General features: G+C 56.1%; 27 protein-coding genes and 1 pseudogene. 11 read left to right on the forward strand and 17 right to left on the reverse strand.

The window, feature by feature from the left end; genetic code table 11:
• Positions 1-16 precede the first annotated feature (16 nt).
• A complete protein-coding gene (locus tag MUK72_RS14470; RefSeq protein ID WP_244705763.1) occupies positions 17-583 on the forward strand; it encodes a PH domain-containing protein in 567 nt (188 codons plus the stop codon).
• A 74-nt stretch (positions 584-657) separates the two neighbouring features.
• Here the strand turns inward: MUK72_RS14470 and MUK72_RS14475 are convergent, their stop codons facing one another.
• On the reverse strand, positions 658-1,335 hold the full coding sequence (locus tag MUK72_RS14475; RefSeq protein ID WP_244705765.1) for a DUF8159 domain-containing protein: 678 nt from the start codon (positions 1,333-1,335) through the stop codon (positions 658-660).
• Between the two features lie 165 nt (positions 1,336-1,500).
• On the opposite strand from MUK72_RS14475, the gene MUK72_RS14480 reads away from it, so the two are divergent.
• The 4 genes and pseudogenes from MUK72_RS14480 to MUK72_RS20560 form a co-directional block, all read left to right on the forward strand.
• Complete coding sequence (locus MUK72_RS14480) at positions 1,501-1,947, forward strand: hypothetical protein (RefSeq protein ID WP_244705767.1); 447 nt, start codon at positions 1,501-1,503, stop codon at positions 1,945-1,947.
• A gap of 301 nt (positions 1,948-2,248) precedes the next feature.
• Positions 2,249-3,610: a TrbL/VirB6 family protein gene (locus MUK72_RS14485; RefSeq protein ID WP_244705769.1), complete on the forward strand. Its 1,362-nt coding sequence runs from the start codon at positions 2,249-2,251 to the stop codon at positions 3,608-3,610.
• A 257-nt stretch (positions 3,611-3,867) separates the two neighbouring features.
• Entirely contained in the window at positions 3,868-4,299 is a 432-nt protein-coding gene (locus tag MUK72_RS14490) for a hypothetical protein (protein WP_244705771.1), read from the forward strand.
• A pseudogene (locus tag MUK72_RS20560) lies at positions 4,299-4,673 on the forward strand (TraC-like domain-containing protein); the annotation flags it as partial. The gene MUK72_RS14490 and the pseudogene MUK72_RS20560, both read left to right, overlap by 1 nt.
• Positions 4,674-4,745: 72 nt before the next feature.
• Here the strand turns inward: MUK72_RS20560 and MUK72_RS14495 are convergent.
• On the reverse strand, positions 4,746-5,174 hold the full coding sequence (locus MUK72_RS14495) for a hypothetical protein (RefSeq protein WP_244705773.1): 429 nt from the start codon (positions 5,172-5,174) through the stop codon (positions 4,746-4,748).
• 123 nt (positions 5,175-5,297) lie between these two features.
• Between MUK72_RS14495 and MUK72_RS14500 the strand changes: the two genes are divergently transcribed.
• The 4 genes from MUK72_RS14500 (at position 5,298) to MUK72_RS14515 (ending at position 10,671) form a co-directional block, all read left to right on the forward strand.
• Positions 5,298-7,775, forward strand: a complete 2,478-nt coding sequence (locus MUK72_RS14500) for a VirB4 family type IV secretion system protein (RefSeq protein WP_244705775.1) — start codon at positions 5,298-5,300, stop codon at positions 7,773-7,775.
• 661 nt (positions 7,776-8,436) lie between these two features.
• Positions 8,437-8,733 (forward strand): hypothetical protein, encoded by a 297-nt coding sequence (locus MUK72_RS14505; protein WP_244705776.1) that lies wholly within the window; start codon positions 8,437-8,439, stop codon positions 8,731-8,733.
• A 154-nt stretch (positions 8,734-8,887) separates the two neighbouring features.
• Positions 8,888-10,267, forward strand: coding sequence for an IS701 family transposase (locus tag MUK72_RS14510; RefSeq protein WP_280518326.1), 1,380 nt, complete (start codon positions 8,888-8,890; stop codon positions 10,265-10,267).
• Positions 10,268-10,368: 101 nt separating this feature from the next.
• Positions 10,369-10,671, forward strand: coding sequence for a hypothetical protein (locus MUK72_RS14515; RefSeq protein WP_244705778.1), 303 nt, complete (start codon positions 10,369-10,371; stop codon positions 10,669-10,671).
• Here MUK72_RS14515 and MUK72_RS14520 read toward each other — a convergent pair.
• The 4 genes from MUK72_RS14520 to MUK72_RS14535 form a co-directional block, all read right to left on the reverse strand.
• A complete protein-coding gene (locus MUK72_RS14520; protein WP_244705599.1) occupies positions 10,668-12,005 on the reverse strand; it encodes an ISH6 family transposase in 1,338 nt (445 codons plus the stop codon). The two genes, MUK72_RS14515 and MUK72_RS14520, sit on opposite strands and share 4 nt — an antisense overlap.
• A 370-nt stretch (positions 12,006-12,375) precedes the next feature.
• On the reverse strand, positions 12,376-12,528 hold the full coding sequence (locus MUK72_RS14525; protein ID WP_244705780.1) for a hypothetical protein: 153 nt from the start codon (positions 12,526-12,528) through the stop codon (positions 12,376-12,378).
• A gap of 251 nt (positions 12,529-12,779) precedes the next feature.
• On the reverse strand, positions 12,780-14,753 hold the full coding sequence (locus MUK72_RS14530; protein ID WP_244705782.1) for a transposase: 1,974 nt from the start codon (positions 14,751-14,753) through the stop codon (positions 12,780-12,782).
• A gap of 187 nt (positions 14,754-14,940) precedes the next feature.
• Positions 14,941-15,552, reverse strand: a complete 612-nt coding sequence (locus MUK72_RS14535; RefSeq protein ID WP_244705784.1) for a site-specific integrase — start codon at positions 15,550-15,552, stop codon at positions 14,941-14,943.
• A 288-nt stretch (positions 15,553-15,840) separates the two neighbouring features.
• On the opposite strand from MUK72_RS14535, the gene MUK72_RS14540 reads away from it, so the two are divergent.
• Positions 15,841-17,082 carry an MFS transporter gene (locus tag MUK72_RS14540; RefSeq protein WP_244705786.1) on the forward strand — a complete coding sequence of 414 codons (1,242 nt, stop codon included), beginning with the start codon at positions 15,841-15,843 and terminating at the stop codon, positions 17,080-17,082.
• Positions 17,083-17,354: 272 nt separating this feature from the next.
• Here MUK72_RS14540 and MUK72_RS14545 read toward each other — a convergent pair whose 3' ends face one another.
• The 7 genes from MUK72_RS14545 to MUK72_RS14575 all read right to left on the reverse strand — a co-directional run bounded on the left by MUK72_RS14545 (position 17,355) and on the right by MUK72_RS14575 (position 21,482).
• Positions 17,355-18,311, reverse strand: coding sequence for a LysO family transporter (locus MUK72_RS14545; RefSeq protein WP_244705788.1), 957 nt, complete (start codon positions 18,309-18,311; stop codon positions 17,355-17,357).
• Between the two features lie 105 nt (positions 18,312-18,416).
• Positions 18,417-18,704 (reverse strand): hypothetical protein, encoded by a 288-nt coding sequence (locus MUK72_RS14550; RefSeq protein WP_244705790.1) that lies wholly within the window; start codon positions 18,702-18,704, stop codon positions 18,417-18,419.
• On the reverse strand, positions 18,677-19,039 hold the full coding sequence (locus MUK72_RS14555; RefSeq protein WP_244705792.1) for a DUF7718 family protein: 363 nt from the start codon (positions 19,037-19,039) through the stop codon (positions 18,677-18,679). Before MUK72_RS14555 ends, MUK72_RS14550 begins: the two co-directional genes overlap by 28 nt.
• 78 nt (positions 19,040-19,117) lie before the next feature.
• On the reverse strand, positions 19,118-19,834 hold the full coding sequence (locus MUK72_RS14560) for a ParB N-terminal domain-containing protein (protein ID WP_244705794.1): 717 nt from the start codon (positions 19,832-19,834) through the stop codon (positions 19,118-19,120).
• A gap of 83 nt (positions 19,835-19,917) precedes the next feature.
• A complete protein-coding gene (locus tag MUK72_RS14565; protein ID WP_244705796.1) occupies positions 19,918-20,325 on the reverse strand; it encodes a DUF8115 family protein in 408 nt (135 codons plus the stop codon).
• Positions 20,322-21,197 carry a ParA family protein gene (locus MUK72_RS14570; protein WP_244705798.1) on the reverse strand — a complete coding sequence of 292 codons (876 nt, stop codon included), beginning with the start codon at positions 21,195-21,197 and terminating at the stop codon, positions 20,322-20,324. Before MUK72_RS14570 ends, MUK72_RS14565 begins: the two co-directional genes overlap by 4 nt.
• A 114-nt stretch (positions 21,198-21,311) precedes the next feature.
• Entirely contained in the window at positions 21,312-21,482 is a 171-nt protein-coding gene (locus MUK72_RS14575; protein WP_244705800.1) for a hypothetical protein, read from the reverse strand.
• A 92-nt stretch (positions 21,483-21,574) separates the two neighbouring features.
• On the opposite strand from MUK72_RS14575, the gene MUK72_RS14580 reads away from it, so the two are divergent.
• Positions 21,575-21,874: a hypothetical protein gene (locus tag MUK72_RS14580; RefSeq protein WP_244705803.1), complete on the forward strand. Its 300-nt coding sequence runs from the start codon at positions 21,575-21,577 to the stop codon at positions 21,872-21,874.
• A 285-nt stretch (positions 21,875-22,159) separates the two neighbouring features.
• On the opposite strand, the gene MUK72_RS14585 is transcribed toward MUK72_RS14580, so the two are convergent.
• The 4 genes from MUK72_RS14585 to MUK72_RS14600 all read right to left on the reverse strand — a co-directional run bounded on the left by MUK72_RS14585 (position 22,160) and on the right by MUK72_RS14600 (position 24,510).
• The gene (locus tag MUK72_RS14585; protein ID WP_152420341.1) at positions 22,160-22,339 is read right to left on the reverse strand and encodes a hypothetical protein; all 180 of its coding nucleotides are present in this window, start codon (positions 22,337-22,339) and stop codon (positions 22,160-22,162) included.
• A 142-nt stretch (positions 22,340-22,481) separates the two neighbouring features.
• Complete coding sequence (locus MUK72_RS14590) at positions 22,482-22,712, reverse strand: hypothetical protein (protein ID WP_244705804.1); 231 nt, start codon at positions 22,710-22,712, stop codon at positions 22,482-22,484.
• Positions 22,713-22,773: 61 nt separating this feature from the next.
• Positions 22,774-23,583: an RPA family protein gene (locus MUK72_RS14595; RefSeq protein ID WP_244705806.1), complete on the reverse strand. Its 810-nt coding sequence runs from the start codon at positions 23,581-23,583 to the stop codon at positions 22,774-22,776.
• Positions 23,584-24,510, reverse strand: coding sequence for a replication factor A (locus MUK72_RS14600; protein WP_244705808.1), 927 nt, complete (start codon positions 24,508-24,510; stop codon positions 23,584-23,586).
• Positions 24,511-24,641 lie beyond the last annotated feature (131 nt).

The raw sequence follows: 24,641 nt of genomic DNA on the forward strand, positions 1-24,641 counted from the left end.
AGAAGGCACCTGTACAATGAGTGATCTCAGTCACCCCGGGGCACCAAAATGGCTACACCTATCAACTGAAGAACAAGTGCTCTGGTTCGGTCGACCGCACTGGATCACAATTCTCCCTACGATACTCCTCATGGTGATCATGTTTGCTATAGCGATCACTGGAACAGTTTTCTTGGATCGAATGGATGTGGGTGCTACTGTTGGAAGTGACTTCCCAGGATGGATTTCGTTGCTCCCACTGGTGATTGCATTGATCGGTTTGTTTGGAGGGGTGTGGGTGTTTCTCAAGTGGCGCTATACAGCATACGTGATCACTTCTGGTGAGATATATGAAAAAAGAGGAATCATCTCACAGAATATCGATCATTTTCGCATCGAACGAATACAAAATACGACTTGCGATCAGTCAATCATCGAACGGCTACTCTCATTTGGTAATGTCGTGATCTATACTGCTGGCTCTGGCAAGCAAGATATGATCCTTGACAATGTTCCGAACCCGAAACAGGTTGACCGAACATTGGCAGTACAATACGATGAATTACAGAAAAAGACCGATCAAAAGAGTCAAACTGCGAAATAGCCATGAATAAATCGAATAAAATTTATTTGACTATTCAACCGGTCAGAATTTTCCACGGTATACTGTGAACGACTTCAATTCGAAGCAGTTGTGCTCCTAACAGATGGTGTCGAATTTATTGTTTGCATAGTCCGATTTATGACTTCTTTGTTAGATATATCACCACGTTGGCGTTGTTTCACCCATTGTGTTTTCACCTGAAATGTTCCTTGGGATTGGCGATCCATGTTCAATACAGTTCCTTGTAGTTTTTTTACGCCCCAACCATTACTTACCAGTCCATCATAGGCCCCGGCAATATATCCGATATCCTCTGTGATTGCACGTGTTGTCATGTCATTTGGCACCCATTCTATATAAACAACATTTCCTTGTGTATTAATCGACACTATAGTGATATTAGTGTTTTTATTGATATATTGTTTAAAGCCTTTCTCGAATTCTGTGTTAGTAGGAGTAGCTTTAGATTCGGCTTGGGCTAGACCTTCTGCACTTGGTGTCGGCAATGAATCCTGTGATGGGGATTGTGTAGATTGTCCTCTATTAGCTGGGTTTGTGGGGGTACTCGTTGCTACAGAATCAGCTCCAGTTTCTGCAGGTTGCGATGACGAGGGTGACGATAATATGGGTAAGAACACGTTTGCGATAACTAGTCCCGCAATAACAACAAATACAGCGATATACATAGTGGCAAGCACTGCATTATAATACGTTTTTCCGGGCCGGAATCCTAGTCTGCTTGATCCTGTCATTAGTGCATGACAGTTGGGGAGCAGAATAAGTGTTACCCGAATATTTTACCTTTCCCGATCGACAAATCGAATGGGCCCGGCGTACGCGTCCTCGATGGGGGGGGGAGGACGATCATGTAGAATATCATAGGTAATGTTTAAGTGAACGCAAAATTAGTGTAGATTATGGGATTGATCAGCAAGAAGAGGTCCGCATCGAGGCGGAATAGTGTGCTGGTCGCGGTGATCGTCATAGCAATGGTGGCTGGCATGGCCATTGCCATGGAACCAGTAGCAGCTGCAGAAGGCGGTGGTGGCGGTGGTGGTGGATCTGGTGGTGTTGGGAGCAGCTTAGGCGAGGCATTATGCAACGCAGGGGCGGGAATCTTGTTGACAGCAGTGTTTTATATTGCATCAATTGCATTGATATATCTTGGTGTTATTGACGGAATCAAAGCCTTTGCCGAAGGTGGTGGTGATGATCCCCGTCGTCGCGCTGGGACAGGATCAACATGGCGATCTGCTGTGAAGAAGTTCATTGGTGGAGTGCTAGTGGCCTCAGCGCCAACAATCCTCAGTGCGATCGGCTTTACGCTTCTGAGCTGTGTCTCAGCCATCGATATAATTTCATAGCATAATCCCGGGCGAGAACATGGTCGCTGGTGAAAAATCATAACCACCCTCGAAAATGGACACTATATATGGCAGAAACACTGAGAACAGTTCCATTCAGAGGGGTGGGAAAACTTCTCTCAAGAAAATACGGTTTCTCCTATTGGTCTTGGTTTGCTTTTGTCTCACCATTTCCGTCATAACTTCACCCAGTGCCGCACAGAACGCTGCTGGCGATCACCCCCCATTATCGGAACCCACTGATGGTTCTACAGAAGCCCTCCAAGCACAGCTTGGAGAGTTGGATCATGGGCCTGCCAAAATGGAGATCGGTGGCTATGCCCAGGTGGAAAATGATAGTAATAACACAGGTGGAGGATCCAGTGGTAACAATACCAGTAATGGATCTAATAATAGAGAGAATCAATCAGGCGATGAAACGGAAAATAATAGTAATAATACAAACAATGAGTCTGGTGGGAAATTAGATGGGGTTAGATCTGCCTATAATCGGTATCTTGGGAATACAACTAGTCACTATGTTAATGGCACCAAAGAAGTAGGAGCTGCTGCAAAAAATGCGATGAATACAGATTTTGATAATGCATCTAAAAATGTGGGTAATGCAACAGACGAATATGCGAATGGGACTGTTGATCTAGCCAAAGGACATAATAGAGCGAGAGACGACGCTATCAACGCAACTGAAAATGCTCTTCCATCGGGATTTGGCCTCTCAGTCAATATAGCAACGGGCTGGTTTGAATCGGCGGAAAACCGAACAGAGAGCATGATCAATGATTTGGGATGGATGTTGGTCTCTGTGCCAGCGCCGGGCAATACTACAGAACCAGGAACTTGGTATCCGGGCTTTGCGAGCCCAGTAAATTCCACTAAAGTCAACAATACAGGTAATTACACGGCTAGTAATGATGTTGGCTCATTAGGAACAATAAATAAAAGAACAGATCCAATATTGCCGGGATGGATAAGTCTTGACAAATGGTGGGAATCTTCCTGGAAAATATATGTGGGGCTAGCAGCACTGGTGACCAGCCCACTCTTGGTGCTCGGTGTTTTCGCTTGGGCGAAACCGGGACGAGCGCGGGAGCGAGAGAAACGCTTACAGGATGTCTTTGTCGCATTTATGCTTGTCCTGTTTGGGGTGGTGGTTATGCCGGGGATTTTGCATGGGGCGAATTTGCTCTCAACAGGTGTCATTCCCGGTGGACAGGAATTGCTCCGGACGCCAGGGAATATGGCGAAGCTAGGGATTGGGCTCCTTTCGATCAATCTGGCGACGGTGGCTATCGCTCTCGTATTCGGCTTCATCCAATGGCTAATGCTGTTTTTCGTCGCAGCTCTGTGGCCATTGTATGCCGCGTTGTGGGCGTCCGGTAGTAAAACTGCAAAATCGTATTCGAAGCTCGGTTTCTCGCTCTTTGGCCTCCTTCTTGGACTGAAATTTTTACAAGCACTATGGCTCAGATTCATCTTTTGGCTTCCTCTTGGCTTTGGAGATCCAGTCACGTCTATCTTCTCGCTTTTCATCATAATTTTCGGAGTGTTTATCGGATTTGTCGTCTTCCCAATATATGGTGCGGTGAAAGTCGTACCGTCATTTGTCGTGAATATTGTCAAGCAACCACTTGAAACAGGAGGCAGATATTTAATGTACAAATGAGGACATCTCCACTGCTCTACGCCGTGTTTTTTTTGGTATTGATTGGGGAATATCCACACAGACACGATATCGTTATTGGTAGGAATGGATGGCCTCTCTTGCTCGCTCGTGGTGTTCGCCGTGCGCTTCCTTTAGCTGCGATTTCGAGGATGGCCTTTTGGTGGGGGAGAAAACATAAAGCCGTGGAACTGCCAAATTACACCGGACTAGATCGGCATCAAGTGCCAAACGAGCTGCAACCAGCACTATGGTCGCCAATGAGTGAGCAAGAATCAGATACAGACGAGGACACGACTAGCGAAGTTGACGACCGGCGGATGATCCTGCCCTATGTCAACACCGACACTCGGATTATCCCTGGTTTCCACGGGATAGAGCCAAAAACAGTTCGGGAAGGGGTCGTGTACGTCCCGGCCGGAATCGCTATTATTGCAGCGGGATTGGCGCTGTGGTTCGGGGCGTTCATAGCAACGTTTCTGCTTCTTGCGTTATCGCTGCCGTTGTTAGGCGTGGGGGTCCATCTCAATGTAATGATGTCGCGGGCGTGGTATCTTACTCCTGATGGGGTGCTGAAAGAGTACCTCTCATATCGGTTTCTGAAACAAACACTGCCGTGGGGACATAAGGAGACTGTCCGGAATACGCATAACATCCGATGCATCCACGATGATGGAGAGGAAGATAACTAATGGTAGAAGAAAATAGTACCACTGGGAGTGTCGAGCTACAGGACGGGCGTCGAGCAACGCTGTTGCGGGTCGAAGGGACGAATGCGAGTAATCTGTCAGCGGGCAAAAAACAGACGAAAGTCCAGCAAGCCACTGAGGGGATCGAAAACGCTGTCGCACCGGAAGAGCGATGGTGGTCATACTATTCGACGACTCGGCCAGCAACGACTGAGACTCTCATCGAGCGTCGGAAGGAGCGTGCAGCGGACCACAGTAATGCTCTGAATCCGAGTCAGCGTGACGCGCTCGAAGAGTCCGCGGAGTGGTTGGAAGAACAGGATGAGGAGTACGATGCCAACGAGCGCCGGGATTACATCGTCGTGGAAGCTGATCCTCGTGAGTCAGCGGTGCGGGCTCCTTCGGGGAGCCTCGTCGCACGGAACAAACAGCTGAAACATCGCACCAAATCAGCACTCAAATCGAAACTCGGGATCGGAAGCGATGGTGAGAAGACTGATAGCGACGGCGCAGACGCCACCTCGACCGATACCGATAGTCAAGACGATTCGTCCGACGCTGACGATGAGGACGGTCAGAAGCGTCCCAGTGATGCCAACGCGACGGCCGACAATGGAAGCGCCCACTCCGACGTGGAGAATAGCCGTAGCAGGGAGGACGATTCCGAAGAGGTGCTCACTGGCAAGCCGTTGGAAGACGTTCTCGCAAACCGTGCGACGAACATTAAGCAAGCGTTCGAAGCTATTGACGGTGTCGCTGTCGAACGAGTGGGGCCGCGTGAGCATGTTGAAGTGCTGCGGGCGTACTGGACATCGCTTCCGGAGAGAGCAGAGCCAGGATTGATGGATCTGTTCAAACGCGATTGGGGAGAAGACCATCAGACTCCGACCGAGCGGATTCTTGCGCGCGGGGGGTACGATGTCGATGGCGATACCGTTTGTCTGGGGAACACGTATTGTCGAACGTTTTGGATTTCGGAATGGCCGCTCTATCCGAGTGAGATGTTCCTGGATGAGCTGTTTACGATGACAGATGTCAATTATGACACGAAAATCCATGCCACCCCGATTCACCGACATAAAGCTGCAGGCGAAGTCGAAGAAGAAGCACTCGATGTGGACGCCGAGGGGATCGAACGCGAGGAGCACACGCCGTTGTCGGCGTTGACAGTCGAGTCGAAGCGGGAGGCGTACACTCGTGCGCACCAGAACGTGGCAGAGGGGAACGCCCGCGCGTGGTATATGAACGGGTATATCACGATTCGAGCGGATTCGCGAAGTCAGCTCGATGAAGATGCCGAGAAGGTGAAACGGAAACTCGAATCACCACCAGCGAAATGTGTGCCAGTCGCCCCCGGGAACAGCCAGCATGAGTGCTTCATGTCCGCATCACCGTTCGGTGATGATCTGTATAACGAGAAGGCATCACCAGCGCGAGAGCGGATCGTGTTTTCGGGAGGGCTGGGTGCGATATTCCCGTTCGTGAGCATGTCGTACGATGAGATGGACGGTATCCGTTGGGGCCGGAACACACATACTGACGAGCCAGTATACCTCGATCTGTTTGACCGCGGGACGGCACCGCATATCATCACGATCGGGATGTCACGGGCGGGGAAGTCACATTTCGTTATCGAAGCGCTTGCAGAGTGGTTTTTGGATCGCGATGACCGCACGTTGATCGTCTGTGATACCCAGAGCGGGTTTGGTGACTTGACGAATCTGTGCGACGGGGAGCGAATCGTGATCGATAGCGGTCAACCGATCAATCCGATGCACATCGAAGCCCCACCAGAGGAGTATTGGGGGGAGGAAGATGATATGGCGGATGGGCCCGCTAGCCGGTACAATAAAGCCGATATCGCTGACGAGGCGAGTGGGGGGTACAACCCCTTCGCGCAAAAAACAGACGAGGTAGCGCAGTTGGTCGTAAGCCTCACCCAAGCAGGGGAGTTCATGGCGGGTGAGGACGGGAATACGAGCAATGTGAGTATTGGCGATAAGTATAAGACAGCACGATACATCGCTGGGATGACCTATCGACGAGCAGGGATCAAGGAAGACGATCTCTCGACCCATGCATTGCCGTCACCGACACTTGATGATTATATTGAGACGGCGAAGGCAATGTACGACGGTATCAGCGAAGATTCGCATACGGTGGGGGGAACAACGAGAGAGATCGAGAATCGGAAAAAGCATATCGACGCGCTGTTCACCGGCTTGCTTGAAGTGATCGGGGAAGGTCGATTTACTCATCTGATGGGTGAAGGCTCGAACAGCCTCCTGAACGAGGACGTTCGAATGGCGTATCTCGATCTGCAGCAGTTTGCCGGCGATGCCAACGTTGAGAAGTCGATCGGGCTACAGATTGCCCTCTCGCAGATCACGCAGAAGATCAAGCAAGCGCCCGGTCAGACGATTTTCATGATCGACGAGGCACACGTTTTGTACGGATCGAAGCGGATCGTAAGATGGCTTGAGAGGGCGTCACGCGAGTGGGCACGGTATGAGGCCTGCATGTGGAGCGTGTCCCAATCACCGGAAGAGTTCGTGCATCGACTGGATTCAGTCAGTTCCGGTCAGGAGAACAAACGGCAGGTCATCCGCGAACAGACATCGATGCGGCAGGTGTTCTACAGCCCCGAAACGGATGTCGAGACGCTGTCGAAATTCGGGTTGGAACCGGGTCAGATCAACACAGCAAAGAACGAACTCACGCCGGGAAGAGGGCACGACCACTCCGAATCTCTCATCCAAACGAACGACTATGACGGGTGGATACGGACGAAAATCGAGACTCTGCCGCTGTGTGCCGACAAGAGCGAGACGACTGGCGAGCAGGAAGAGGACAAGTTGAGTGAACTCCTGGAGGTGGGAGGGGTCGGGAGAACCTACGGCAAGCAACTCTCCGCGGAAGGGATTGAGACGCCAGAGGATCTGCTCGCGACTGATCCAGGGGCAATGTTGTCAATCACGACTGCAAGCGCGAGCGAGGTCGACCACTGGCTTGAGAGCGCGCTGGAGATCACGAGCGGTGAGACCGTATCCAAACCGACGCCGACGCCCGAACCCGAGTCTGAGCCCGGCTCTGTGGGCGAAGGCGATGCTCCAAGTGGACAGGCTGCCAGCGTCGAACAGAGTGAGACAATGGAAACATCGGAGGCATCAACAGAATCCAAGACCACATCTGCCACTGATACGTCGCAATCGAACGGGACAGGTCCGTCGGCGACCGGGTCAGCATCATCCACCGAGTCGGTCGAAATCACAGATGTTGAAGGAATTGGGAACATCTACGGTGAGCGGTTGTCGGCAGAAGGGATAGAGACGTGCAGCGACCTGCTGGATGCGGACCAAGAGACGGTTGTCTCAATCACCGACGCCTCCTCGGGTGAAGTCGGCCGGTGGTACGAGAACGCAAAAGCTGACGGTGATGGCGTGGCCGCAGCGGACGGTGGCTCTCCAAACGACGGTTGACCACGAGGGGTCAACCGTCTTCAGCTAGAAAGGCTACGGCTCACCTGATCTATGGTCATTTACAAGCCAATCAGGATTCACCACGGAAGCTGCAGAACATCGCATTGACGCTAGAAAACTCAGTGGTCAGATTCGTCCACCAGAAACCACGTCAATGAGTTACCAATCTCTCGACGTTCGACTGCATCTTTGTCTGCGAGGTCGTTCAACCGGAGATACGCAGACTGTCGTGAACATCCCACGTGGTCAGCTACATCGCTCGTTCCTGCTATTCCATCGCAATCTCGGAGAGCTTCGAGGAAATCTTCATCTGACCATGAAGCCGTGTATCGGCCCGTTTCATCATCTCGTTCAGGGGGCACTGATAGTGTACTCATGCCTTGTCTTATGGCGCTTATGGGATAATCGTTCCGGGTGTTTACATAACGGGAACACTTATCACCTTTGGTCCCAAAGAAAAAGGAATAGAACCCCGGTCCCTCGGGACACGAGAGCGTGTCCGGGTGAAAGCACCACCCGGACCGGGGTTTGCACCAAACAAACCCATGGCTGTGTACGACCGCAGCCGACATGAGAGTGGTGGTTTTTGCGCTCTCTCGTCGGCCACGACTATCGAACCTGCAACCGCGAGCGACAGCGACCAGCAGGGGGTGGCGGCCTCATGCTAGTCGGTGCGTTCGGACGAGTTCTTGACGCCGAGGCTCCCGAAACCATCAGGTGTGCCGGCTGTCGCGGCACCGCTGAACGCCTGTCGAGCGCGTGGCAGGGCAACGGAACCGCATATCACAACTATCAGTGCCGAGGAGAGGACTGCCCGGCAGGCGGTGCGCTAGTCGAGCGCGAAGACGGCCACAACCGACGCACCGGCCCAGTGTTCGGCGATCGTGATATCGCTGTGCGACTCGCCACCCGAAAGCGTCCCGAGGTGCGCAGCGAGACGCAGGAGACTGCGCCATGACTCAGACGTGTCCGTACCATGGCAGATCCTCACGTTTTGTTGAGCACACAAACCTCGGCTTGGCAACTCTACATTACGCTCGCTGACTGGTCAGCGAGCAGTAGGTCATGAGACCGAACGGCGGTTGCCGGTGTAGTCCTGATGTCTTCGTCCCGTGCTCGGTGTTACTCATCTTCCGCCGTGGTTCGAACAAGCTTTCTCGACGTTTGAGTCAGCATTCTCCGACAGCCGCAACGTCGATTCGTTCAAGCACCTCGTGAGTGCGCTGATTCACAGTGAAACGCAGTGGACCGTGAGTGGACTCTCCCGAGGGATTTCGCGTCCCGACGCGGACGCGAAATCCCGCAGAGCCTACGACTACTTCTTCGGTGGTGCCGACTGGTCGGCCACCGATCTCGCTCAGCTCCACGCTGAGTACGTCTTTGACCAACTTCAGGTCGGTGCTGGTGACGACGTACTCCTTCACATCGACGATACGTTCGCTCCGAAAACCGGCGACGCCACCGATGGCGTCGCCCGGTTGTACAATCCCGTCGCTGCTGAGACCGAACTAGGCAACAAGATCGTCACGTCTTGCCTCCAGATCGGCGACGTCTACGTTCCGTATCTCGCGCGGATGTACGTTCCAGAGGATCTCGCACCGGATTTCGACGAACCGTTCAAGAAAAAGACCGAGATCGCCGTCGAAGAGATCGTGACGCCGCTCCAGCTGCCGGCTGGAGCGGCTCTCACAGTTGTTTTCGACGCCGCGTACTACGGTGACGAAAGAGTCGCTACGATCCAAAATCAGGGCCATGATGTCGTCTGTCGGCTGAAATCCGACAAACACGTCTCGCCACAGGGTGTCGTCTGGACCCAACGCGTCGACGCCTTCGCGTCGACGCTGGAGTATGAATCGACAACGATCACCGTTCGTGGGAAGGAGAAAACCTACGACGTCGCGAGCGAGGTCGTCGAAATCGAAGGCGTTGGTCCAGTAAAGGTCGTCGCAAGCCAGACCGAGGACACGATTCGGCACTACTTGAGTACGGATCTCGGCCGGTCAGCGGCCGAGATCCTCGAACGCGTCGAACACAGGTGGAACATTGAGACGGTCCACGAGGAATCGAACGCGAAGTTTGGCTTCAAGCAGTACCAGCTAGAGCGAAAACAGGCAATCGAGCGCTACGTCCAGTTAGTGTTCCTCGCGTGGACGCTGGTAACGTTCGCTGAACGGGCAAATGTAGCTTTTTGGGACGAACGAGGCGGACTGAGCGTCCGCCTCGATCACGCCAAAGAAGCGTACCTCGTGGAAACGTTGCTCGAAATCAACGACAGGGTTGCCCCGTCGCTCCCGCGAGCGGAACGACGGGAGCAACTACATGAACTGGTGCGTGAGTTCTCATGGACTTCTTTCGCGATTTCGTTTGTTCCAGCTGCCAAAATATATACTCCAGCAAACGATCAATATGGTTTTTATTGGATGTTAGTTCGTAGATCCAGCTATGGTGAAACGAATACAGAGTCTCTGGGGATTTTAGCCACAGTTCGCTGAGTCAAACGATCTTGCCAAGCCGAGACAAACGTGGTCACGCCAACTGACCATCACAACCACATCGGCGAGTGTGGTGAGTGCAGCTGGGAGGTGGTCGGAGGATGATCGACGACGCGCCGAGGAGCGAGCATGACGTATATCCCACCGACCGCAGCGAGGCGTGGCACGCATGGAAGGAAACCGACGACGGACGGAAGGTTCCGCGTGCGCCGTGGCTGAATCCCGACTGGCCGGACAAGTTCGTCAGCGCGCAGAACGCCGACGTATGGACCGACCGCGACACCGCCGCGAAGTGGTGCAAGCATCTGTCGGGCTACGGGCTTGCGCTCAATATCCGCGACCGCGAGGACCATCCCGACGAAGACCTCGTCCTCATCGATTGGTCGCGTCGCAAAGTCCTCTAGACTTTGCCTCTGGTAGCCTCGACTGTGAGGTCACAGCTCATGGTTGTTTTGGTTGAGCGGGTGAGGAGTTCGTCGAAGAACGCTCGGTAGTAGTCTGGATTGGCGTATTTCACGAGCCTGAGTTGGAGCAACGCCTCTAATCCGGCCTCTGTCCAGCGCATCCACTGGTTCTTGCAGCGCTTGGCGACTTCTCCCATCGCCCGTTCCACGGGGTTCGAGGTCCACGGCACCTCGAACCCCTCAAGAGCCTGCTCGGCGAACGTCACTATCGACGGCAGCCACCGCCGAAGATACCCCGCAGCCTTCCTCGAACCGTACTGCGAGAGCTGCCACGCTGTCTTCTCAATGCGCTTGGTCGTTCGCGCGATCCGTTCGCGGATCGCGGCGAACTCTTCCTCGGGGCGGTGCTTGGCGACCGAGTTCTTCAGATGAAACACCTCGTCGATCACTTCTGTGACGATCTCGGTGCGTCGCTCCAGGGAAAACACGCCGTCATCCCAGAGGTTGTAGCCTAGCGTCCGGCCGACGTGGACGAGGTCGAGCTGATGCTCGCGGTTTTCGTTGGTAAACGCCGTGACGATACTGGTATCTGCGTCACTGACGACCGCAGCGTCGTCAGTGACTGCGTTGATATCGTCGAGAGCGGCTGCTGTCTCGTCCCAGTTAGCGTTGACCGACAGATCCAGCAAGGAGTGTGAGTCCTCGGCAGTATCCTCGCCAAGCGTTGCTTGGACGGAGTGGTATGAGCGGTCTTTGTCCTGACTGTGGCACTTCGTCCCGTCGGCGATGACAGCGTCAGCGTCCGTTCCGCCAACACAGTCCGGAAGGAATTGCTTGAGCTTGGTGCCGTACTCTTTGGCACGGCGGTTGATGGTATCTGGCGACGGCATCGAAACGAAGCCGTCGCCGTGATCGGCGGCATCTCGATAGCTGAGAGAGGTAGCGAGATCGACGCTCTTGGCCGCGATATCCTGTTGATAGCGATTCTGCCCGTCGAAGTCGATGACGTCTTCGACGGGCCGAAGATAGCTCGGTTCGTCGTGGTCAGCGGCTGTATCTTCGACGTAGTGGAGGTCGAACTCGTGCTCGCCGGCGGTTGTAACGGCTGTGCGGGGGTCGGTGCCGCGGCGCTGGAACCGCTTATCACCGTTGCCGTGGGCGTATTTTTCACCACAGAGCGCCTCGACGCGGCCCGCGTCGAGGCTCTCGACCAGTTCTTCGAGAAGTACCGATTCGATGTTCTGGTCGGTGACGAACTCGGCGAGTACGGCGAGCGGTATGGTTTTGTCGTCGTCGGTACTGAGTTCGAACCGCACGTTGATTTCAGCGTGCATGGGGTGGTCTCGGTTTGGTCACCAGAGACAACCCCTTCCTGAGGGGAGTCAGTTGCTACCGAAGTCTAGACCGCTTTGCGACACGACCAACCGTTTGACGCTGACCTCGCGTAATCCAGCGTGAGTGGACTGGATTCGCGGGACTCCCCAGCTACAGCACTCGCGTTCATCGAGGATTTCGGAGCGCTCACCGCCGTGAGCGCTCCTGAGAACATACTGATCCCGTAATCATCGCCAACGAACAGTCCCGTTCTCCTGCTGAAGAGCAGACTCCAGCCCAATTCATCTCGGTCACGTCGGGATTAGCCTAGAACGGATGATGATGACGGTAGCCCTCGGGCGGTGCTGGCGGCCACTCTGCCGACATCGGTTACTCGTAGCAGTCCCATGCCGTTTCGCGGCGGGCTTGCCTGCTCTCGTTGTGCTGGGCGCACTCAATCCCGTGTTCGCAAGGTTCGACCGCATGCTGGTGGTCGTCCGATCGATCCTCCGTGTCGGCGAGATGGCGGCTGTCGTCGATCATGAATTGTGGGACGCTTGTATTATATTTCGCTATACTAATTGCGTCGGTTCAGCTGGCCAAGATAGAGCACTCAATGCGTGAGAATTCGACCGTTTCGAGGATCGATTCGGTTGCAAATCGGTCCGAAATTGCACGGTCAGTCACGACCAACCCAAGAAATGCCAGGTCCAGTACGTAAGTTCCGGTGATTCGGGGGAGGCGGGCCAGCGCGGCCGCTGGCCCGCCGGTCGGACCCGACGGCCGTCAGGCGATTAGTCTGGCGGATCGACACCGTAGTACTGTTTGGCGATTGTGAGGAATGTCGATCCACGCACGCGAGTGGCCGCTCGCTCGTCGCCGAGCGAGCGTTTCACCAGCATGTCCACGAGTCGCCACAGCGAGTACAGCAAACACGCGAAGATGAAATTGAAAAATCGGTAGCGATGGTCTGTACTGGTGGTATCAGCCATGAACGACTTGGTTGCCCTGTAGCCGTTCTCGATACCCCAGCGATTGGCGTACTGACGCGTGAATCGCGCGATCTTGTGGATGATCGCAATTTCGCTTGTTTCCCCTTCTGTGAGGTCCAGATCGGGATGGTTGGTCTCGAAGACGACGTGATGGACGCCGTCGTCGTCGACGGCGTACGTCTCTCTGTAGGACGCTTCCTCCTTCGAATCGACGAGATCCTCGTCGAGGGACCAATCGACTGATTCCTCGTCATCTTCGTTGAAGATGTCGAGGAAGTTCTCGACCAGTTCTTTGCGGATCGCCGCTTTGGTCGTGATCGGATCGGACGCCGACTCGGTGTCGGCGTCCTGTTCCTCGGCCTCGTCCGGCGGTGTACCCCCGTCTGGCAGCAACTCGTCACTCTGAACGTTGGCTCTCGGAACCCAGACACGCTTTCGCGGCGGCCGCCGGCCGGCCGCCGCGGCAGCGTCTCTCTCGATGGCAATCTCGTCCAGACACAGATCCTTGGCGGTCCGTTTCTCGTCTCCGTACATTCTCGACGGATTCAGGTAGGAGACGTTGTAGGCCTCACAGACGTCCTTGACGCCCTGGCTATCGAACTCTCGATCCATCAGGACGAGGTCGATAGAGACCATTTCGGTGGCGTGTTTGAGCAGTTCTTCGACGATCGTCGCCCGTTCCATCCCTCTCACGACCGGAATCCCATCCAGGACAACTGGCATCTCGGTGCCGACGATCTGGACGGTCGCGTACTGGTACGCGACCTCCCTGTTATTTTCCTTGGTGCCGAGAATTTGGTTCTTCAACGCCTCTGTGTCTCGTTTTCCGCGAAACGGATCGCCTTCGGTAATGTCGATCGCGACGTGCTGGTTGCGGTTCAGCTTCCCCTGTTGTCTCGCGCGGGCGATGACCTCGGTCATCGCCTCGCGGTGATTCCGTCGCTGTTGGTTGATCGTCAACGAGCGGATGCAGTTGCGGTGATACGAACCAGTTGGCGTTCGCTCTCGGGTTGTCTCCAGGGTGAAATCGACCGCGCCGGTCTCGGCACAGAGATCTTGTCGACAGCCGAGAAAGGTGTGTAACTCCAGGAAGGCGTTGTCGTGGATCTCTGTGTCGTCGGGCCGGTCGAAGTTGACGACCGGCCCGACGAGTGGCCGGGCAGTCTGCCAGACCTCTTTGGCGGTCTTGGTTGCGAGCCGTCGCTGGGATCGCGCGCTCCTGCTGGGATCGTCGTCCGTGGGTTCGTCGGTGGTAAAGCCACGCTCAGGGACGGAAACGTCGTGGTCGCGGGCGATCTCGACAACGGCTTCGACAGCCTGGATGAGGTCCTCGCGATAGGGTTCGGTGAAGCGATCATGCCAGGTGGTGTACAGCGTCGACTGGTTTGGCCGAGACTCGACGCCGAGCGCGTCGAGTCGCTCGGGATTGGCGTCGAGATACGTGCAGAGGGCCGTTTCGTGATCCCAGTTGTGGTAGAGGCGGATCAGGTGGAGCCGGGTGACGAGTTCGAAGTCGGTGGTGTTGGTGTGCCACGCGGGGTAGGGATCGTCGATCGGCGTGCCGCCGATCGTGATCGGAAGCCAGCAGAGAAACGCCTCCACGTCTGCATGCGCTGGGTGGGCAAACCAGTACGAGGCGAGCTGTTCAGCTCGCCACGATACTGGCTGCTGCTCGTGGTCCGGATCCAGAATCCCCCAGCACTGCCGGGCGTATGCTGCTGACTCCTCGTGCAGCGGGGCGAACGTTTCCGTTCGTGTCGTGGCGGTGTGTGCCATCGGCCGAGCCGATGGCCCACACGCCACTCACGCCGACGCATTGGAACTGTCGTTCGGGAGGATCGCTCATCTCCCAGTTCCGCCAAGATCCCACGAATTGAGACTGTCATCTCCGACTGTTCGTCGGTTCGCTAACTATTTCGCGCTGTCTGAGTGAAGCATACATTTCGATAGGGGAGTGTCGCGCTCACGCGAGATCAGCGGTTTCGAATTCGCCAACGATAGTTTCAGGGCTGGGCTTGTTCAGATACGGCTCAAGCGATTGGTAGTCATCCCAGCCGCCGATCTCCATGACGACGCGGGGATTCATCCGTTTCTCGACGAGGCAAGTGTGCGCGAAGTATCGCCGAAGGTCGTGCGATGACACCTGTTGAAAGTCGTCGTTGCCCGTTCGGTTGGCGGTTTCTTCGGCAATGGTCTTGACGATGCGCTGGACCGAGCGGCGCGTCAGGTCGATATAGGCGTCGTCACTGGCGATGTCCTCGGCGCGCTGGTAGCGGTGGAGGTCGCGTTCGACGCTTCGTGGGAGGTATGCATCGCGGGGCTTGCCCCCGTTGCCGGTCGTGTCTTTGCCCTCGGGCACGCGCAGGAAGTGGTAGCTGCCGTCGTTGATGACCTCTCGGCGTGGGTGCTGCGGGGTGATCTGTGGTATCTCGAACGAGCGCAGGCCGACCTCACCGCCGAGACGGATGATAAGCTCGTCGCGGTAGGCGGTGGTTGTCCGGCGGAGAGCTTGGTACTCGTCGGTTGTGAGCCAACACTTCTTGAACTGGCGATTAGCGGTACGTTCGATTCGCATTATCGTGTCGGGGTTCTCTAGGCAACCCCGACATTTAACTGTCAGGATTTCGGTGGGTGAGAGAGAGAATCGGTGCGAGAGCGGTTGATAGAGGGGTGGGGTTCGGTGGAGTGTCGGGGTTGTGTACTAACCCCGAAATCGGCTAGGAGTGAGTCAGCAATCTCATATCCATCCTTGAGAATCGTGCCCCCTCCGAGTTAGTGAAGTTCTTATCGACTTATTGAGCGATTACTTTCTCAGCTGATTAGCGCAATCAGCGGTTTCATGGACCATAGCTCCCATCGATTAATGGACAGTATGGATCACAACGACCGGGCGATCACCAGTCTCGTGGTGCTTTCGCACTCGTTGGTGCACACCTACGAGTTCGCCATCCCGATTTTCATCCCGGTCTGGCTTGCACAGTTCGATGCGACGACGGCGCTCGTGGGCGGCGCTGTCACTGTCGGTCTCGCACTGTATGGCATTGGCTCGCTTCCCTCGGGAATCCTCGCCGACCGCGTTGGCTCACAGCCGCTGTTGGTCGGTTGTCTCGTCGGCATGGGAATCGCTTTCGTCGGGGTTAGTGCTGCGCCGAATCTCCCCGTGCTGGCGCTCGTGCTCGCTATCTGGGGAGCCGCGGCAAGCGTCCACCATCCAGCAGGATTGACGCTCATCACGAAAGGGGCGAACACCCGCGGCGACGTTTTTGCCTACCACGGAATATCAGGGAACATCGGCACCGCCGTCGGTCCGCTGCTGTCAACGCTGCTCCTGGTAGTGTTCAATGACGAGTGGCGGCTTGTGGCGCTCGTACTTGCACTGCCAGCGCTTGCGGGAGCCATACTCGCCGCTCGTATCGATATCGATGAGACTGCAGCCGTCGGTGCGGTGACCGATGGAGGGCAGGCTGATACGGGCGTGGAATCGATGGACGAGTTCATTGGAACCTCGAAGCTCCTGTTTGCGAGCGCGTTCGTCATCGTGTTTGGAATGGTAATGAGCTACGGACTCTACTATCGCGGCTCGCTCACATTCCTACCGGAGCTATTCGCTGGATTCAGTGCAATTCAGCCGATTCAGGCCTTCGGAGCGACGTTCGAACCGGGCAATTACGTCTTCGCTGGCCTGCTCGCCATGGGAATACTCGGCCAGTACACCGGCGGGAAACTCACCGACCGGATTCCGGTTGAGGCTGGTCTCATCACTGGCTTTCTCGCGCTGGCGTTGCTCGCTATTGGCTATCTCCCCGCGGCGAACGCCGGTCTCGGACCATTGCTCGTGCTTTCTGCCGTATTCGGGTTCGTCCTATTTTATATCCAGCCGTTCTATCAGGCGTCGGTTGCCGAATACACCCCGCCTGCGGCCCGTGGACTCTCGTATGGATTCACCTATCTTGGCGACTTCGGCGTTGGGGCACTCGCCGCCTCGCTCGCCGGGGCGGTTCTCACCTATTTCTCACCATTGGTTCTATTCGCGTTGCTGGCCGTCTTCGCCGTGCTCGGCGGCGGGTTCAGTGCGTATCTGTTCATTCGGGCCAACCCTGAGTGACCCGCAGTCTTCAGTCATGCTCCAGTGTCGAATGGACGCTCCAGACAGCTGCTTCTGGAATATCTCCGTCGCAGTCACTGGAGATGAATCCACTCGAAACTGTTGGCGGCAGATCCAGAAAATCGAGCCAACCGTCTGTTTCGAACTCTCAATAAAATCAATAAGTGCCTCACAAACAGCTCTACCGACGCTCAACTCACCGCAAATCTATCAGTTTCTCTACTAAGGTCTATACCGCTCAAATCATCAGCAAAAGAAGCGGCTTTGACGATTCATCCACCGACACCGCCGGTCAGGATGACCGGAACGAAAAGCGTCGCGAACACCGAGAGAACGATACCGTTGATCAGCGCCGGCACCACGAACCTCTCGCCGGAAACACGCTGTACCATCGGCAGCGTCACATCCATTGTCGTCGCGCCGCCCGGCGCGATACTCGTCATTCCACCAAGGTACTTGGCGATGAACGGAAGCAGAAAGAACGTGATGAGTTCTCGAAAGAAATTCGCCAAAAACGCGACCGCCCCCAACTCTATCCCTCCGAGGTTCGAAACGACGACGCCGGCGTAACTGTACCATCCGAATCCTGCCGTGACCGCCGCGCTATCGATAACGGGAAAGCCAATAGCGATCCCCGAGAGGACGCCGCCAAGGATGCTCCCCACCGCCACAAGCAGGGGGATCGCAAGCACTCCCCAGCCAATCTGTGCGGTGTAAGTCAACACACCGCTGTCGCTTCCGACAGTAATGCCGACGCCGAACAACAACACCGGGAGTACGTACTCGGACGCCGACTCCAGCGTTCGGACAATGGATCCGGGAAGTCCGACTATCGAAACACCAACGCCAACCGCCAACGGAACGAGTACGAGCGCCATCGTCCTCCACTCGAAGCCATCGGCCGGTGAGTCCGATGGTTGATGCGGAGGGGAGTTCCGGCTCGCCAGCGATACGTCGGATACCCGGTCGATGATTCCGGCAGCGAGGTAGACACACACGATGCTCCCGATAACGCTCCCAATGCACAATACAAGCGCAACCCCACCGATTGTATTCACGTTTCGGAGAATCCGCTCGTCGGTTCCAAGCTGTACGCCGATCACGAAAAGAAGAATCCCAAGGGAGACCATCATAACCCCGTTACCGATGCGTTGAACCATATCGAAAGACCATAGATATCCAAAGACGCCACCGATCAGGAGTGCGAGAAGTAGGATACCGATGTTCACTTTCAGGTCTCGGATTCCGTCGGAAAAAGCCTTGTTGAATCGCTACATTACGCAGGGCTAGGCGTTCAAAACTGGTTTGTGACGCATATCCTCGTTAGTACGGAGTTACGCGCTTTCGTCATAGAAATCTTCGGCAGGCACTAATCCTTCGTCGCTGTCAGGCATCGGGTACTCCTCAATGGCGGCATTCAACTCTTCGACCGTCACACCGAGGTCATCAGCACGGTGCTGTTTGAACCGCTGTTCGACCTTCTCAGCATCACCCTGAATGACGGTGGTCACACCGTCCTCGTGAATAACGAGACGAGCCTCGCCTTTGGGGAGGTCGTCGCGATCAAACGAGATGTCGAGGTCGCGGTCGTCGATTATCGATCCGTCGTGAGATTGTGCCATTGTTCGTACCTCCTGAGTAGTCGAGACGCTTCGGTTTTGATGTACGATTCACAGTAGTCGGGCGCGTTTGATAACTCTACGGGTGGGAAATCCTCTCGGACGAGGTGTTGCTCTCCATCACGGTAGATGTCCATGTGGAGGCCTTCTTCAGTAAGATCGTGGCCATAGGTGCCCTCTGGGTTGTGGTCAAAGTGAACGACTGGCTGCCACCCACCGTCGACGCAGTATTCGAGTTGGACGAGGAATCGGGTGGGTGTCCCACGCTCGGTTTCGAGAACGAACCGAAGTTGAGCGTGGGAGTACTCAACCCAATCAGTGTAGGTAGTTTCTGGCACACTATATCTCCGCCCGCAGAGGATGATTGTTAGTCATGGAGTTGTTGACCGCTACTGGAAGCGGACACTTGTCGTCACTCATTCGCTTCCTCTGCCGTCGGTGAGATAGCCCTGCCGTATCCCTTCCCGACGTGTTGAAGCCAGTTTCTCTTCGAGATACGGCGCGAGTACCCCCATCTCACGGAGGCGGTCGTCAGCCCAGTCATCTCGCAACTGTGCGAGCATCCCATCGATTTCCTCTTGACCGTACATGTGCCGCTCGTCACCGCCCTGAATCGCCACGTGATCGTCCACGAACCGCTTGACTGCCTCCCATGCGTCGAGGTCCGCCACCCGCACTGCAATCGTGTCGAGGTCTGCACGCCGGGCGGTCTCGAATCGCCGATGGCCCGCTACTACCTCGTAGGCACGATTGTGGTCGCACTGCTTGTCGTCCGCCACTCGGCGCACGGTCGGATACGTGAGTAGATGTCCGCGATCGCGCGTGAGCTTCACGAACTTCTCGTGGTCGGCGTCGTCCATCGACCGTTCGGTGTACGGTGACGGAGCGATGTCCGTAACGCGGACCTCCTCGATAGGGTCCGTTGGTGGGAGGCGTTCGACCGTCTCCGGGTTGGAGACTGTGAGCGCACCGACCTGCTCACCGTCATCGCGTTCGGCATCGTACACGAGAACTCCATGTTCATTGTAGTGCCAGCGCCCGCACCATCCCTCGTAGATGTGCTCGTCTGTGTGAACGCGGACGCGCACACCGCGGAACGTATCGTCAACATCGTCGTAGAACGGATTGCCCATACTATCGACTCTCCCGCTGCTGTCGACTGTATTCTGTATCTCTGCGCATATAATGTTCCATATTGCTATCCATATATGGATCCCTATAACTGTTTGGCAGCGTCTCCAACCGCCTCGCGCCACGATTCAACGAGGTCAGGGTCAGCCTCTTGAAACCCAAGGCGTGTGGCAAGTTGGACGACTTCACTGCGGTCAATCGCTTCGGGATCGGGGTCGCGTCCGAGTGCCTCTTGCAGTTCCACACCGACCGCGCGCAATCGGTCGGGATCGGATTCGAGTGCATCGAGCAACCCCGCGAGTTCGCCGTCCCAGAACGATACTGTTCGCTGGCTCCCCGCTTCCTGCCGTTCCGCGAGTGCTGCGATGAGCGTCTGTTTGAACGCATCGGTGTCCTCGGTGTTCGCGTTCGCTGCGTCTTCTTGAAGGCGATTCCCGGTTTCGGTCTGTTCGCGGAGTGATTCGAGGTCAACGTCGCCGCTGTCTTCGCTCATAGTTGACCCGCCTCCGGTTCGGTCTCGGCCTTTGCCAGCGCGGGTGCGCGGTCGATGAGTGTACGCGCGTTTTCCCGATAGGCCGCGAGCGCGCGCTGTGCGGTCTGCGACGGTTGTTCTAGCTGGAAAATCGTCTGACCCTCTTGCTGGGCGTTCGTGATGTCCTGCGAACTCGGTATCTGTTCCGGTGCCAGCACCTCGCCGTAGTCGTCATTCAACTGCTCGAATAGCTCGCGATCAATCGTCTGGCGCTCGTCGTATTCGTTGATGAGCACCAGCGCGAGAGTGATGTCGATCTCTTGGCCGGCACGTATCTCGTCAAGATCAGCCTCCAACTGAGCCATCTGTTCCTGCTCGAACGGCCCCGCGCGGACGGGAGTGATAACGTGCCGGGCGGCCCACAATCCGTTGTACGCGATGTTCGACGTACTTCCCGGAAGGTCGAGTAAGAGCACGTCGTAGCGCTCGTCAAGGTACTCCGTCAGAAAGTGATCCAGCCGAGCGTAGCGCTCACTCGGATCGTCGATACTCCCGAGCAGGCTTTCGAGACCATCGAGACCTTCGTGGGCCGGAATCAGGTCGGGACCTTCCCCAGTCGGCATGATGAGTTGGTCCACCGCATCCGGCAATTGCTCGGCTATCGTGTCCCACTCGTCTTGGAAGACGGTCGTGATGTTTGGCCAGTCGTCGCTCTCTTTGGCCTGCTGCCAGAGGCCGAAGTGTTTGGTGAGATCACCCTGCTTGCCAGCGAGGTCGAGCAAGCATACACGATACCCCTCATCAGCGAGCGCAACTCCAACGTGGGCGACGGTGGTGGTCTTTCCGACTCCCCCTTTGTCGAGGAACGCTGCCGCGCGCATAGTGGAATCCATACGACGATCCATATATGGAAAGTCATATGCATAAATCTATGGGATGAACACCGTTTCTCAGCAGTCTACACATGAAATTCGGTGTGACGGAACCCCCGAAACAAGCGCTAATAATCACACGGATGGAAGCGTCACCTGCTCAAACTCGTCGCCACCGCACTGATGACATCGCCCACCGCTCGCCGCGCCATCCGGGATAAGCTCACCGTCGTCCGTGGGCGATCCCGGGTACAACTCGCCACACTGGACGCAACGCATGAGCAGGCTCGTTTCACCCGTTGGCATATCCTTCTGTTCGCTCTTACCCGAACTCAACTTTCTGGTTGGGCAGAACAGTGATGCATCCGCTGGGCTGTGGAAGCAACGGAAGCGGTGGTGTGGACGACTATCAGTGGCTCTCTTTGTCGTATCAAGCAGTTCGCTGGACATCTATTGTCGTAGAGACCCAAGTTGTCTCTATGGGGGACGAGATAACGGACACGGACACAGCGGTTGAGATAGCGAAGGACTATGCTGACGACGAATGTGTCGGTGAGCTTGGCGAGATATTGGACGCAAGACGGGAGAACAATGACTGGATTATCGAATTCCGCACCCACACGTTTTCGGACACGTACAAACATCGCGTGCAGATGTCACCCATCGGCAACGTGTTCTCGCATGACCGCACACCCTAGACCAACTGGCCCTCAAAGACATACCGACAGAGAGAGAGAGAAATCACCGATGGGACGCAGGATTTTCATTCGGAACGCAATGTGTCCGGCTACGCATCGGGTAGCAGGAGCCAGGAGGGAACCGACCCCTCCCAAGCGAGGACCGATGCCTCCCACACGAGGGCGGCGATAGTCGGTTCTCTGTCCGAACAGATACGCGCCTCGGTCGGTGGAGCAGTGGCCGCGGCCGACTTGCCCTGCAATCGAGATGAAAGTACAATCTCAATTGCTCCCCACCGCGGGACGCTATTCCGACTCATCACGCGGGGTGATCTGATCAACCTCCTCCGAGTACACGTGGATCAAGCGGCCGCTCTCTTCGTCAAGCAGCCACCCATCCGACTGCTCTTCGAGGAGCGTCCCACGGAGCGTGTCGCCGTCGGTCAGCTGCACTCTCACCGATGCTGGAAGCTCAGGAACATCCATATCCCGCAGTCAGGCCTACCAGCAAGTAAGTCCATCACCCCAGTTCAAGGACTGAAACAGGGATTCTCTGTCGGCGGATGATCTCTCATCCAGCCGAATCATGCAGCGACGTAGAGTCATATCTGCTATCGTTGTCCACTGGTCAGTCGTCAGTTGGGGTAATGTAGACCTGCTCGTCGACGTAGTAGATATAGCCCCGACTCTGCAACACGTCGAGCGCGTATTCGGCGTCGGCTTCCGCAAACCGCTCGTCAGCGACCAGTACAGCGGTCGCCGCGTCGTTCAACAGCCCCTCGTCGTCATCACCGACCGTCTCCTGGAGCACCGCAAGAGCGTCTTCGGCGAACGGTGGAATTCGCCGCGGCCCGTTCATACGGGACGTATCAACTCCTTCCGTACGACACTCTCGTTGGTCAGCAGGCGGCGACACTGTCTCATTCGTACTCGCCGAGTCCAGTATCTTCGGACGAATCCTCAACCCCTGAGAATTCATCAGCATTGCTCTCTTCGCTCTCGACGCTTTCGTCGCTCCCGACACTCTCACCAGTCTCACCGGGGGAGTGAGCATCCTCGTCGGCCTGTTCGGTATCGTCAGCAACCGAGTCACTACCCACAGCATCCGATGCTGCCTCACTTGTGGTGGCAGCCGCCGAAGCATCGGTAGCATCGAGACTTTCCAGCGCTTCGATAGTCGCCTCCCGATACGGGCTGAGCCGCTCGCCGTACTCGTCACGTGCCATCTGCGCGTAGTCGTTGATCTCCGCGTCGAACGCTTCGAGTCGGTCGATGGTCTTGTCGGCAGTTTCGACTACCCAGCGGTCGCGGGTCGGTTCATCCACTTGGGTGATCGACTCCGGCCGCACGGCGACGTTCGTGTCGCCGTCGTCGGTTTCGTAGCTGCGGGGTTTCCCAACCACCGTCACATACGTCGGTGTCTCGATCTGTCGCAGCGTACTCGCCGCCTCTGGCTGATACTGGCCCGCGTAGATGTAGAACGTTCCCGTTGGATCGACCACGCGCCCTTGCCAGTACTCTGAATCCGATCCAACATCGTTGGTCTCGGTCAGCGTGCCCGCGAAAAACAGCCGGTTGACACGGTCACCTGTCGGGAGTAGCGTGTAGTTCGGCGCGAGTTCATCCTCGGATTCTTTGAACGTGTACGTCGCATCGTTGAACTCGCGGGCGAACAATCGCTTGGCGACCTCCCGTCCCGCCGACTCGCTCGCGTCTGAACTCGCGCTCATCTACAGCGACCTCGCTGTGATCAGCACTTCTTCAGAATCCGTGCGAGCGCCGAGCTGCTCGAACTCATCGGCCAGTACGTATCGGCCGAGTTCAGGTCCATTGATTCGATAATATCGACCGAGAACCTTCTCACTGATGTCGTCAGCCACAACAGTGGTATCCAACGCGTCCATCGCACGGTCTTTCGCCTCATCGAGCGTAATATCCGCGAATTCCTCGGTCATCTCCCGGTTGAAGATCACCTCGTGGACCTCGTTACCGTTGTCGAGGACACCCTTGACTCGGAGATCGAACTCACCCTCGACTTCGCCGTGCTCGGAACAGCGGCCGTTCTGAAGCACACGTGTACAGTCCTCGTGGGGACAGCGTTTGATCAGCCCACTCCCGCTCTGGATATCCACCAGTGCACCCTCGATTTCGGTGGTGTTGTCGCCGACCTCGATCTCCTCGTCGACTTCCTCGATGGTAGTGGTCCGGTTGAGTTTCACCGAGAACTGGCCCTGATACTCATCGGTGACGACGTTCCCCAGCTGGTACACGGCACCCTCTTCGAGCGTGGATAGGTCGGATTTCGCCCACGAGGTGAATTTGATCCGGCCGGTTTCGTCACCAACGAGGCCGACCTGCGCGATGGAATCACTCCGTGGCTCCCAGAGTTCGACGACCTTCGCGGTGATGTCGATCCATTCTTCGGCTGTGTTGACACTGCTGATCTCGCGCTGTTCGTTTGCGTCACCCACCGATTCCGGATCGGCATCGGCTTCATCGTAGTAGCTGCTGGTGACGCTGCGGCGCGCTTCGTCGATGGGAACCTGATACTCGTTGACGAGCGTGTCGAGGCGCTCTTCGACCTCCTCGACAGTGATCTCCATCTGGTCGGCGAACTGCTCGTGAATGTCTTCGGCGTGCGATTGCACATCTGGCATGGTCTTTTCCGCCTCCGCGTGTGTTCGATGGGAGACACTGGCTGTTCGAGACTCTCAAGCAAAAAAGCCCGGAAAGGGATGTGAAAGTGGAACTGAGTCCTGACTGATGCGGCGCAGTGGCTGCACGTGAC

It is taken from the genome of Halococcus dombrowskii (assembly GCF_022870485.1).
Classification (GTDB): domain Archaea; phylum Halobacteriota; class Halobacteria; order Halobacteriales; family Halococcaceae; genus Halococcus; species Halococcus morrhuae.

Coding starts and splice junctions, on each gene's coding strand:
- MUK72_RS14470 (WP_244705763.1), top strand. CDS start 17: ATGAGTGATCTCAGTCACCCCGGGGCACCAAAATGGCTACACCTATCA.
- MUK72_RS14475 (WP_244705765.1), bottom strand. CDS start 1,335: ATGACAGGATCAAGCAGACTAGGATTCCGGCCCGGAAAAACGTATTAT.
- MUK72_RS14480 (WP_244705767.1), top strand. CDS start 1,501: ATGGGATTGATCAGCAAGAAGAGGTCCGCATCGAGGCGGAATAGTGTG.
- MUK72_RS14485 (WP_244705769.1), top strand. CDS start 2,249: ATGGAGATCGGTGGCTATGCCCAGGTGGAAAATGATAGTAATAACACA.
- MUK72_RS14490 (WP_244705771.1), top strand. CDS start 3,868: ATGAGTGAGCAAGAATCAGATACAGACGAGGACACGACTAGCGAAGTT.
- MUK72_RS14495 (WP_244705773.1), bottom strand. CDS start 5,174: ATGGTCTTCTCCCCAATCGCGTTTGAACAGATCCATCAATCCTGGCTC.
- MUK72_RS14500 (WP_244705775.1), top strand. CDS start 5,298: ATGTTCCTGGATGAGCTGTTTACGATGACAGATGTCAATTATGACACG.
- MUK72_RS14505 (WP_244705776.1), top strand. CDS start 8,437: ATGCTAGTCGGTGCGTTCGGACGAGTTCTTGACGCCGAGGCTCCCGAA.
- MUK72_RS14515 (WP_244705778.1), top strand. CDS start 10,369: ATGATCGACGACGCGCCGAGGAGCGAGCATGACGTATATCCCACCGAC.
- MUK72_RS14520 (WP_244705599.1), bottom strand. CDS start 12,005: ATGCACGCTGAAATCAACGTGCGGTTCGAACTCAGTACCGACGACGAC.
- MUK72_RS14525 (WP_244705780.1), bottom strand. CDS start 12,528: ATGATCGACGACAGCCGCCATCTCGCCGACACGGAGGATCGATCGGAC.
- MUK72_RS14530 (WP_244705782.1), bottom strand. CDS start 14,753: ATGGCACACACCGCCACGACACGAACGGAAACGTTCGCCCCGCTGCAC.
- MUK72_RS14535 (WP_244705784.1), bottom strand. CDS start 15,552: ATGCGAATCGAACGTACCGCTAATCGCCAGTTCAAGAAGTGTTGGCTC.
- MUK72_RS14540 (WP_244705786.1), top strand. CDS start 15,841: ATGGACAGTATGGATCACAACGACCGGGCGATCACCAGTCTCGTGGTG.
- MUK72_RS14550 (WP_244705790.1), bottom strand. CDS start 18,704: ATGGCACAATCTCACGACGGATCGATAATCGACGACCGCGACCTCGAC.
- MUK72_RS14560 (WP_244705794.1), bottom strand. CDS start 19,834: ATGGGCAATCCGTTCTACGACGATGTTGACGATACGTTCCGCGGTGTG.
- MUK72_RS14565 (WP_244705796.1), bottom strand. CDS start 20,325: ATGAGCGAAGACAGCGGCGACGTTGACCTCGAATCACTCCGCGAACAG.
- MUK72_RS14570 (WP_244705798.1), bottom strand. CDS start 21,197: ATGGATTCCACTATGCGCGCGGCAGCGTTCCTCGACAAAGGGGGAGTC.
- MUK72_RS14575 (WP_244705800.1), bottom strand. CDS start 21,482: ATGCCAACGGGTGAAACGAGCCTGCTCATGCGTTGCGTCCAGTGTGGC.
- MUK72_RS14585 (WP_152420341.1), bottom strand. CDS start 22,339: ATGGATGTTCCTGAGCTTCCAGCATCGGTGAGAGTGCAGCTGACCGAC.
- MUK72_RS14590 (WP_244705804.1), bottom strand. CDS start 22,712: ATGAACGGGCCGCGGCGAATTCCACCGTTCGCCGAAGACGCTCTTGCG.
- MUK72_RS14595 (WP_244705806.1), bottom strand. CDS start 23,583: ATGAGCGCGAGTTCAGACGCGAGCGAGTCGGCGGGACGGGAGGTCGCC.
- MUK72_RS14600 (WP_244705808.1), bottom strand. CDS start 24,510: ATGCCAGATGTGCAATCGCACGCCGAAGACATTCACGAGCAGTTCGCC.